The following is a 10431-nucleotide window of genomic DNA, read 5'->3' on the forward strand; positions in this document are numbered from 1 at the left end:
GGCGGGGAGCACAACGGCCTCCCGGGCCGCCGACACCCCACGCCGGCCCGCCAGCCACCGCCCGCCGAACCCGGCCACCGCCGCCGCGCCGAGCAGCGCACCGGTGCCGGTCAGGAACCGCCGCCGGGACCCCGGATCGGTCGTCTCCAGCGGCGCGGGCGCCACCGCCACGGAACCGACGCGGACGGCGCCATCCGGCCTGGCGGAGCTCAGCGCGGCCGGTGCGGCGGGCGTAAGCCCTTCGCTGGGCGGGGTCCACGGCCAGGGGTCGAGCTCCAGCGGTCCGGCGATGAACGCCCAGAGCACCAGCGCGCCGAAACCGCCGCCGACCAGCGACGGCAGCGCGTCCACGGGGTCCGCGCCGGCCCGGGTCAGGGCGGCGGCCACCCCGAGCGCCCCGAAGGCGGCAACGCCCGCGAGGCCGACCGCGAGGCGGCGTACCGCGAGCACGCCGAGCAGCGCCGCGATACCGGCGAGCAGCACGGCCGTGCCGATCAGCAGGGCGATCTTGTCGTACGTGCCGAAGAGGTCGATGGCGAACTGCTTGACCGGCTCGGGAACCGTGTCGACGACCACCGAGCCCACCGCGACCAGCGGGGCGGATCGGGGGCCGGTCAGTACGGCCACCACTTCGGCCACGCCGATGGCCACGGCGGCGGCGGTGATCCCGGCCAGTGCGGCGTACCCGCGGGTGGTGCTGCTCATCGGCCCAGTGTTTCCGATCGACCCGGCCGGCCGGTAGTGACGTCAGCGTTCGGTAATCACCGCCACGAACGCGTCGGGGCACACCGCCGGATGACGGTGTGCCCCGACCGGGCGTACGACGTGGGTCAGAAGCCCGGGCCGTGCTGGTGACCGTGACCGTGCGAGTGGCCGTGGCCACCGGCGGCGGCCGGCTCCGGCTCGGCCGGCTTCTCCACCACGAGGCTCTCCGTGGTGAGCAGCAGGCCGGCGATGGAAGCGGCGTTGGCGACCGCGTTACGGGTCACCTTCACCGGGTCCAGAATGCCGGACTTGGCCAGGTCGACGTACTCGCCGGTGGCGGCGTTCAGGCCGTTGCCCCACTCGGCGGCGGCGACCTTCTGCACCACCACGTATCCGTCGTGGCCGGCGTTCTCGGCGATCCAGCGCAGCGGCTCGACGAGCGCCTTGCGGACGATCGAGACACCGACCTTCTCGTCACCGGTGAAGCCGAGGTCGTCGGCGAGCGCCGGCAGGATCTGCGCCAGGGCGGCGCCACCGCCGGGCACCGTACCCTCCTCGACCGCGGCCTTGGTCGCGGCGATGGCGTCCTCGATGCGGTGCTTGCGCTCCTTCATCTCGACCTCGGTCGCGCCGCCGGCCTTGATGACCGCGATGCCGCCCGACAGCTTCGCCAGCCGCTCGGCGAGCTTCTCCCGGTCCCACTCGGAGTCGGAGGCCTCGATCTCCTTGCGGATCTGGGCCACCCGGTCCGCGACGTCGGCGGACTGGCCGCCACCGTCGACGATCGTGGTGTTGTCCTTGTCGACCACGACGCGCCGGGCGGAGCCCAGCACCTCCAGGCCGACCTGGTCGAGCTTGTAGCCCAGCTCCGGGGCGACCAGCTCGGCGCCGGTCAGGATCGCCATGTCCTGGAGCATCGCCTTGCGGCGGTCGCCGAAGCCGGGGGCCTTGACCGCGCAGACCTTCAGGGTCTTGCGGATCGAGTTGACCACCAGGGTCGAGAGCGCCTGGCCCTCGACGTCCTCGGCGATGATCAGTAGCGGCTTGCTGTTCTGGAGGACCTTCTCCAGCAGCGGCAGCAGCTCCTCGATCGCCGAGATCTTCTGCGTGGTGATGAGGATGTACGCGTCCTCGAGGACCGCCTCCTGCGACTCCGCGTCGGTGACGAAGTGCGGGGAGACGAAACCCTTGTCGAACTGCAGACCCTCGGTCACCTCCAGCTCGGTGGCGAGCGTGGAGCCCTCCTCGACGGTGATCACACCGTCGCGGCCGACCTTCTCCATCGCCTCGGCGATCATGTCGCCGATCGTGGCGTCCTGCGCGGAGACCGTCGCGACGTGCGCGATCGCCTCCTTGCCGGCCACCTCCACGGCGCGGCCCAGCAGCGCCTCGGAGACCTTGGCGCTCGCCGCGTCGATGCCGCGCTTCAGGCCGGTCGGGTTGGCCCCGGCCGCCACGTTGCGCAGGCCCTCGCGGACCATGGCCTGGGCCAGCACGGTCGCGGTGGTGGTCCCGTCGCCGGCGACGTCGTTGGTCTTGGTCGCCACCTCCTTGACCAGCTGCGCGCCGAGGTTCTCGTACGGGTTGGTGAGCTCGATCTCCTTGGCGATGGTCACACCATCGTTGGTGATCGTGGGCGCACCAAACTTCTTGTCCAGGACGACGTTGCGCCCGCGCGGGCCGAGGGTGACCTTCACCGCGTCCGCGAGGGCGTTGACACCGTGCTCGAGCAGGTGTCGGGCGTCGTCCGAGAAGCTCAGGATCTTCGCCATCAATGTCCCTTCAAGCGGCGGTGCCCCGGCCCGGCGAACCGGACCGGGGCAACGACACTGATCGGTTGCTTACTTCTCGATGACCGCGAGGACGTCGCGGGCGGAGAGCACCAGGTACTCCTCGCCGGCGTACTTGACCTCGGTGCCGCCGTACTTCGAGTAGAGGACGGTGTCGCCGACCTTGACGTCGATCGGCACGCGGTTGCCCTTGTCGTCGATCCGGCCCGGGCCGACAGCGAGGACAGTGCCCTCCTGCGGCTTCTCCTTGGCGGTGTCGGGGATCACGATGCCCGACGCCGTGGTGGTCTCAGCCTCGTTCGCCTGGACCACGATCCGGTCCTCGAGCGGCTTGATCGCAACCTTGGTCGCGGTAGTCACGGGCATACCCTCCTGGGGTACTGGTTTCTGTGCTGGTCGGCGGGGCCGACCAGCGTCAATCTGCCACATGCCACCGGGCGGGGCCGTCGTCGCGGGTGCCGGTCCGCCTGGCGTTCAGCGCTCGGGTCGGTCGACCCGGGAGCTGGCACCCTCAGGTTGAGAGTGCTAATCGCAGGTTATTCCGTGGCTAGCACTCCGTCAAGGAGAGTGCCAACCCACCGGGCGGCGCGTCGAGCTCGACCACCAGAATGACCGGGTGGATCTCGATCAGCTGGCCGCCCTGCGTACCGCCGAGGGGGCCGCCGCCCTCGACGCGGCGGCCCGGGTGAGCGCCGGCGACCCGCTGGCCGCCGCGTCCGCCCTCCGCGCGGCCGGGGTGCCCGCCGGACTCTCCGCGGCGGCGCTGACCCAGGTCGAGCTGCGACGCCGGGCGGCGGCCAAGTTCGGGGCGGCGGCCGCCGGGATGTTCCTCACCCGCGCCGGCCTCGAACAGGCCACCCGGGGCGTGGTCGCCGCGCGGCGCGCCGCGCGGCTGCGGGCCGCCGGGGTACGCGCCCTGGCCGACCTCGGCTGCGGGCTGGGCGCGGACGCGCTCGCGGCCGCACGCGCCGGCATCCGGGTGTACGGGGTGGAGGCCGACCCGCTGACCGCCGCGATGGCCGCCGCCAACGCCGAGGCGGCCGGGCTGGCCGACCTGTTCACCGTCGAGTGCGGCGACGCGACGCAGTTCGACGTGGGCGGGGTGGACGCGGTCTTCTGCGATCCGGCGCGACGCGCCGGCGGCACCGGCCGGCGGATCTTCGATCCGAACGCCTACTCACCCCCATGGGACTTCGTGACACGGCTCGCCGAGCGGGTGCCCCGGACGGTGGTGAAGGTCGCCCCGGGGATCGACCACGGGCTGATCCCGGCCGGCGCCGAGGCGGAGTGGGTGAGCGTGGACGGTGACCTGGTCGAGGCGGCGCTCTGGTGCGGCGTGCTCGCCGAGGTCCCCCGCCGGGCCACCCTGCTCGGCGAGAAGGAGGGGCACGCCGGCGGCCGGTTGACGGGCACCGGGGATCGGGAGGCGGAGGTCGGCCCGGTACGCCGGTTCCTGCACGACCCCGACCCGGCGGTGGTACGCGCGCACCTGGTCGCCGAGCTCGCCGACGAGCTGGACGCCACCCTCGCCGATCCCGCCATCGCCTATCTGTACGCCGACGAGCCGACGCCGGGCCCGTACGCCCGCTGCCTGGAGGTCACCGACGTGTTGCCGTTCTCGTTGAAGCGACTGCGCGCGCTCCTGCGGGAGCGGGGCGTGGGCCGGGTGGAGATCCTCAAGCGCGGCTCGGCACTGACCCCGGAGCAGCTCCGGCGGGACCTGCGGCTGGCCGGCGACGCGGCGGCGAGCCTCGTGCTCACCCGGATCGCCGGCGCGCCGACCGTGCTGGTCTGCCGGCCGGTGCGGGACTAGATTCCCGGTCGTGGCGGGACAGGGCACACCGGCGACAGCGCTGCTGGCGAAGCGGAAGGTCGCGCACAGCACCCACCCGTACGACGTGAGCCCCGACACGCCCAACTACGGCGCCCTGGTCGCGGCGGCGCTCGGCGTACCTCCGGAGCGGGTGTTCAAGACCCTGGTCACCGTGGTCGACGGCGGGCTCGCCGTGGCGGTGGTGCCGGTCACCGGAGAGCTGGACCTGAAGGCGCTCGCCGCGGCGGTCGGCGGCAAACGCGCCACGCTCGCCGACCGGGCGGCCGCCGAGCGGGCCACCGGCTACGTCCGGGGCGGCATCAGCCCGCTCGGCCAGCGCAAGCGGCTGCCCACCGTGCTCGACTCGTCCGCACTGGACTTTCCGACGATCTACGTCTCGGCGGGCCGACGCGGCCTCCAGCTCCAGCTCACCCCGGCCGACCTGGTGGCGTTGACCGGTGCGCGTACCGCGCCGCTCGCCGCCGGCTGACCGTCCACCTGCCACACCGGCCGGCGGTCTGCCTGCCCGCGGGTGACCGCAGGGTGAGGGGCGCGTTGCTGAATTGTTACTGCCCCCAACAAAATCGACCCACCGGCTCTCTTGTGTGCGGGCTCACAAGCGCCATACGTTGCCGGGCACAACAAAACTACACCTTCCCCCACCCTCCGAAAGGACCCTGAACATGCGTAAAGGGCTCCTCACCATCGCCACCGTGGGACTGCTGGCGACGGGTGGCCTGGCCGCCTGCGGCGACGACTCCGGCGGGAACGACCAGGCCGGCTCCGGCCAGACCCCGAAGATCGGCGTGATCCTGCCGGACAGCAAGTCCTCCGCCCGCTGGGAGGGCGCCGACCGCAAGTTCCTGCAGGAGGCGTTCGAGGCCGCCGGCGTCGAGTACGACATCCAGAACGCCCAGGGCGACAAGACCCAGTTCCAGACCATCGCCGACCAGATGATCACCAGCGGGGTGACCGTGCTGATGATCGTCAACCTCGACTCCGGTACCGGCAAGGCCGTGCTCGACAAGGCGAAGTCCCAGGGCGTGGCGACGATCGACTACGACCGGCTCACCCTCGGCGGCTCCGCGGAGTACTACGTCAGCTTCGACAACGTGGCCGTCGGCAAGCTCCAGGGCGAGGGCCTGGTCAAGTGCCTCGGCGAGAAGAACGTGAAGAGCCCCGCGATCGCCTACCTCAACGGCTCGCCGACCGACAACAACGCCACCCTCTTCAAGAGCGGGTACGACTCGGTGCTCAAGCCGAAGTTCGACGCGAAGGAGTACACGAAGGCCGCCGACGACGCCGTGCCGGACTGGGACAACGCCCAGGCCGCCACGATCTTCGAGCAGCAGCTCACCAAGACCGGCGGCAAGATCGACGGCGTGCTCGCCGCGAACGACGGGCTGGGCAACGCGGCCATCTCCATCCTCAAGAAGAACAAGCTCAACGGACGAGTCCCGGTCACCGGCCAGGACGCCACCCCGGAGGGCCTGCAGAACATCCTCGCCGGCGACCAGTGCATGACCGTCTACAAGGCGGTGAAGGAGGAGGCGAAGGCCGCCTCCGACCTGGCCATCGGGCTCGCCAAGGGCGAGCGGAAGGAGACCGGCCAGACCGTGAAGGACCCGGAGGGCGGCCGGGACGTCCCGTCCGTGCTGCTGACCCCGAAGGCGATCTACAAGGAGAACGTCAAGGACGTCATCGCCGACGGCTACGTGACCAAGGACGAGATCTGCACCGAGGCGTACGCGAAGTTCTGCACCGAGGCCGGCATCAGCTGACCTGACGCCGTACCCGCCGAGGCGCAACCGCCGCCCGGCACGGGAGTCCCTCCCGTGCCGGGCGGCACTCGCCGGACGGGCCGAGGAAAGATCTGCCGTCCATCCGAAGGAGACACCCCGTGTCCGCAACTCCCCTGCTGGAGCTACGCGGGATCGACAAGAGCTTCGGTCCCGTCCAGGTCCTGCGTGACGTCGCGTTCGCCGCCCACGCAGGCGAGGTGACCGCGCTCGTCGGCGACAACGGCGCCGGCAAGTCGACACTGGTCAAGTGCATCAGCGGCATCCACCCCACCGACGCCGGCGAGTTCCTCTTCGACGGCAGCCCGGTGGCCATCCACAGCCCCCGGGACGCCGCCGCCCTCGGCATCGAGGTCGTCTACCAGGACCTCGCGCTCTGCGACAACCTCGACATCGTGCAGAACATGTTCCTCGGCCGGGAGAAGCGCAACGGCATCGTCCTCGACGAGCCGACCATGGAGCAGATGGCCGCGGAGACGCTGGCCGGCCTCTCCGTACGCACCGTGAAGTCGTTGCGGCAGCACGTCTCCAGCCTCTCCGGCGGGCAGCGCCAGACGGTGGCGATCGCCAAGGCGGTGCTCTGGAACAGCCGCCTCGTCATCCTGGACGAGCCGACCGCCGCCCTCGGCGTGGCGCAGACCGCGCAGGTCCTCGAACTCGTCCGCCGGCTCGCCGACAACGGCCTGGCCGTCGTGCTCATCTCGCACAACATGAACGACGTCTTCGCCGTCTCCGACCGGGTCGCGGCCCTCTACCTCGGTCAGATGGTCGCCCAGGTGAAGACTACCGACATCACCCACGCCCAGGTGGTCGAGCTGATCACCGCCGGCCGCTCCGGCGGCCTCGGTCTCACCGGCGAGCCGGGCCAGGGCGGCAACGGCACCGGCACCGGCACCGGAGAGCAGCCGGCCGGCTCGACCGCAGGAGGCGACCGATGACCACCACAGCCGTACAGCAGCAGGGTCCGGCGGCCGTCACCCCGGCGCCCACCGTCGCGGATCACGCCCGCAACTACTGGAGCCGGGTACGCGGCGGCGACATCGGCGGCCTGCCCGCGGTCCTCGGGCTGGTCGTGCTCTGCACGGTCTTCTCGATCGCCCGCCCGTCGTTCCTCACCGCCGGCAACTTCGCCAACCTGCTCACCCAGGGCGCGGCGACCACGCTGATCGCGATGGGGCTGATCTTCGTCCTGCTGCTCGGCGAGATCGACCTCTCCGCCGGCTTCGCCAGCGGCGTCTGCGCGGCGGTACTGGCCAACGTGGTGACGGTGCTCGGCCACCCCTGGTATGTCGCGGTGCTCGCGGCGGTCGTCACCGGCGTGGTCATCGGCACGCTGCTCGGCGTCCTGGTCGCCAAGATCGGCATTCCGTCCTTCGTGGTCACCCTCGCCGGGTTCCTCGCCTTCCAGGGCATCGCGTTGATGCTCATGGAGGAGGGCAAGAACATCGCCGTCCGCGACGAGGTGCTGGTGGCCATCTCCAACCGCAACCTCCCGCCGCTGCTCGGCTGGCTGCTCGCGCTCGTCGCGGTCGCCGGTTACGGGGCCGCGCAACTGCTGCGGCACCGCAACCGGGCCGCCCGCGGGCTGGTCACCGACCCGATCGCCGTGGTCCTCGCCCGGATCGGCGGTCTGGCGCTGATCCTCGGCGTGGCGGTCTTCATCCTCAACCTGGAGCGCAGCCGCAACGTCCTGATCACCTCGCTCAAGGGCGTGCCGATCGTAGTGCCCGTCATCGCGGTGCTGCTGGTGGTCTGGACCTTCGTGCTCCAGCGCACCCGCTACGGCCGGCACGTCTACGCGGTCGGCGGCAACCGGGAGGCCGCCCGCCGGGCCGGCATCGACGTCGACCGGATCCGTATCTCGGTCTTCGTGATCTGCTCCTCGATGGCGGCGGTCGGCGGCATCGTGGCGGCCAGCCGGGCCAACTCGGTGGACCCCAACACCGGCGGCAGCAGCGTGCTGCTCTACGCGGTGGGCGCGGCGGTCATCGGCGGCACCAGCCTCTTCGGCGGCAAGGGCCGGGTGCTCGACGCGGTGCTCGGCGGCGCGGTGATCGCCGTCATCGACAACGGCATGGGCCTCATGGGGTACAGCTCGGGCGTCAAGTACGTGCTCACCGGCGTGGTCCTGCTGCTCGCCGCGACCGTGGACGCCATCTCCCGCCGCCGCTCCGCCGCGACCGGCACCCGCTGACCCCGCGCCACCGGAGCCCCACATGCCCCCAGGACCGAGCCAGGAGGAGATCCGTCGGCAGAACCTCGGTGCCCTGCTTCGTCACGTCCACGTCCACGGGGCGACCTCACGCGCCGAGTTGACCACCGCGCTCGGCCTGAACCGCAGCACCATCGGCGCACTGACCGCCGACCTCGCCGCGGCGGGGCTGGTCAGCGAGGGCGCGCCGAAGGAGACCGGCCGGGCCGGGCGACCGTCGCCGGTCGTCCGGCCCGAGTCGACCCGGATCCACGCGTACGCGTACAGCATCGAGGTGGACCGGTTGCGGGCCGCCCGCGTCGGTCTCGGCGGCGTGGTACTCGACCGCCGGGAGCTGGACCGGCCCCGGGGGCTGCTCGTCGCCGAGGCCGCGCCGCTGCTCGCCGGCGCGGTCAAGGAGATGCAGCAGCAGGTGCCCGGCGACCCCGTCTGCGTCGGTATCGGCGTGGCGGTCTGCGGCATGGTCCGCCGCGACGACGGCCTGGTCCGGCTCGCCCCCACCACCGGCTGGGTGGACGAGCCGGTCGGCGCGGCGCTCGGCGCCGAGCTCGGCGCCGACGTGCCGGTCACCGTCCGCAACGTGGCCGACGTGGCCGCCTTCGCGGAGCACGCCCGTGGGGTCGCCGCCGGCTGCGACAACGTCGTCTATCTCTACGGCGACGTCGGTGTGGGCGCCGGCATCATCGCCGGCGGCCGGCGGGTGACCGGGCACGGCGGGTACGGCGGCGAGGTCGGGCACATGAAGGTGGTCCGCGACGGCGAGCGCTGCGAGTGCGGCTCCCGGGGCTGCTGGGAGACCCAGATCGGCGAGCACGGCCTGCTGCGCAACGCCGGCCGCTCCGACGCGCAGGGGCGGGAGGCGCTGCTGGCCGTCTTCGACGCGGCCGACCGCGGCGACGCCCGGGCCGGTGCGGCGGTGCGGCAGGCCGGCGACTGGCTCGGCTTCGGCGTGGCGAACCTGGTGAACATCTTCAACCCGGAAATGGTCATCTTCGGCGGGACCATGCGCGACCTCTACCTCGCCGCGGCCGCCCAGATCCGCAGCCGGCTCAACGCCAACGCGCTGCCGGCCTGCCTGGAGCACGTGCGGCTGCGTACCCCGAAGCTCGGTGACGACGCCGCCCTGATCGGCGCCGCCGAGCTGGCCTTCGAACGGCTGCTGGCCGATCCGCTCGACAACGGCTGACGGCGTTCGCCCTTTTTCCAGGGCAGGCGCCACCGGGTCGCGAGCCGCCCCGGCGACCGTGAACTGAACGGGCCATCCGTCCGTACCAGTCTCCGACCGGGCGGCCGTCTCAACCGGCCGCCCGGCCCGGCACGTTCGGCCCGCACCGAGGAGGCACCGCAGACATGGCCGCGCTCAGAACCGCCCGTCGCCGCCCGGGACACCACCCGCACCGAGCGGCGCTGCTGCTCGTCGCGATCCTGGCGACGCTCGGGGTGTCGCCCGGGGCGGCGATCGCCGCACCGGCGGGTGGCCAGCAGCTCAACGCGGCCGACATGACCCTGCTCAACGGGGTGCGCCTGGCCGGGCTCTGGGAGATGCCGGCCGGGCAGATGGCGGCCGAGAAGGGCCAGTCGGCCAAGGTACGCGAGATCGGGGCGGGCATCGCCGGCGAGCACCAGGTGCTCGACCAACTCGTCGTGGACGCCGCCAACAAGCTGGGGGCGAGCATCCCGTCGGAGCCCACGGACGAGCAGAAGGGCTGGCTCAAGGAGATGCAGAACGCCTCCGGGGCCCGGTTCGACCAGATCTTCGTGACCCGGCTCCGGGTCGCCCACGGCAAGATCTTCCCGGTGATCGGCGCCGTCCGGGCGAGCACCCGGGACGCCACCGTCCGCAAGCTCTGCGACGACGCCAACCGGTTCGTGCTGCACCACATGCAGATGCTGGAGAGCACCAACCTGGTCCGCTGGCCCGAGCTGCCGCCGGCGGCGCTGCCCGCACCCGGCGCCGACGGTCTGCTGGCGGCCGCGTCCGCGAACACCGGCCCGAACGCGGGGGTGAGCAGCACGGTGGTCTGGCTGGTCTTCCTCGCCGCCCTCGGCACCGGCGGCGTCGCCACCTACCGCCTCCTCCGCCGCACCTGACCCCCAGCCCCCGGCCTACCC

Annotated in this window: 9 protein-coding genes and 1 pseudogene; 7 read left to right on the plus strand and 3 right to left on the minus strand. The window is 72.3% G+C overall.

Features of this window, described 5'->3' with window-relative positions; genetic code table 11:
* From E1211_RS26660 to groES, 3 genes and pseudogenes are all read right to left on the minus strand, one after another.
* A pseudogene (locus E1211_RS26660) lies at positions 1 to 705 on the minus strand (molybdopterin-binding oxidoreductase); the annotation flags it as partial.
* Positions 706 to 830: 125 nt separating this feature from the next.
* Positions 831 to 2477, minus strand: coding sequence for a chaperonin GroEL (groL, locus tag E1211_RS26665; RefSeq protein WP_132352070.1), 1647 nt, complete (start codon positions 2475 to 2477; stop codon positions 831 to 833).
* Positions 2478 to 2546: 69 nt separating this feature from the next.
* Positions 2547 to 2861 (minus strand): co-chaperone GroES, encoded by a 315-nt coding sequence (gene groES / locus E1211_RS26670; protein WP_018222648.1) that lies wholly within the window; start codon positions 2859 to 2861, stop codon positions 2547 to 2549.
* 250 nt (positions 2862 to 3111) lie between these two features.
* Here groES and E1211_RS26675 point away from each other — a divergent pair, with 250 nt between their 5' ends.
* From E1211_RS26675 to E1211_RS26705, 7 genes are all read left to right on the plus strand, one after another.
* Positions 3112 to 4308: a methyltransferase domain-containing protein gene (locus tag E1211_RS26675; protein ID WP_132352072.1), complete on the plus strand. Its 1197-nt coding sequence runs from the start codon at positions 3112 to 3114 to the stop codon at positions 4306 to 4308.
* A 10-nt stretch (positions 4309 to 4318) separates the two neighbouring features.
* Positions 4319 to 4798 (plus strand): Cys-tRNA(Pro) deacylase, encoded by a 480-nt coding sequence (gene ybaK / locus E1211_RS26680; RefSeq protein WP_132352074.1) that lies wholly within the window; start codon positions 4319 to 4321, stop codon positions 4796 to 4798.
* Positions 4799 to 4991: 193 nt separating this feature from the next.
* Complete coding sequence (locus E1211_RS26685; protein ID WP_132352076.1) at positions 4992 to 6089, plus strand: sugar ABC transporter substrate-binding protein; 1098 nt, start codon at positions 4992 to 4994, stop codon at positions 6087 to 6089.
* 119 nt (positions 6090 to 6208) lie between these two features.
* Positions 6209 to 7045 (plus strand): ATP-binding cassette domain-containing protein, encoded by an 837-nt coding sequence (locus E1211_RS26690; protein WP_132352078.1) that lies wholly within the window; start codon positions 6209 to 6211, stop codon positions 7043 to 7045.
* Positions 7042 to 8301 (plus strand): sugar ABC transporter permease, encoded by a 1260-nt coding sequence (locus E1211_RS26695; RefSeq protein WP_132352080.1) that lies wholly within the window; start codon positions 7042 to 7044, stop codon positions 8299 to 8301. Before E1211_RS26690 ends, E1211_RS26695 begins: the two co-directional genes overlap by 4 nt.
* A 22-nt stretch (positions 8302 to 8323) precedes the next feature.
* Positions 8324 to 9505 carry an ROK family transcriptional regulator gene (locus E1211_RS26700; protein ID WP_132352082.1) on the plus strand — a complete coding sequence of 394 codons (1182 nt, stop codon included), beginning with the start codon at positions 8324 to 8326 and terminating at the stop codon, positions 9503 to 9505.
* A 164-nt stretch (positions 9506 to 9669) separates the two neighbouring features.
* Positions 9670 to 10410, plus strand: coding sequence for a DUF4142 domain-containing protein (locus E1211_RS26705; RefSeq protein WP_132352084.1), 741 nt, complete (start codon positions 9670 to 9672; stop codon positions 10408 to 10410).
* The last annotated feature ends 21 nt before the right edge of the window (positions 10411 to 10431 follow it).

The organism is Micromonospora sp. 15K316 (assembly GCF_004348525.1).
Taxonomy (GTDB): domain Bacteria; phylum Actinomycetota; class Actinomycetes; order Mycobacteriales; family Micromonosporaceae; genus Micromonospora.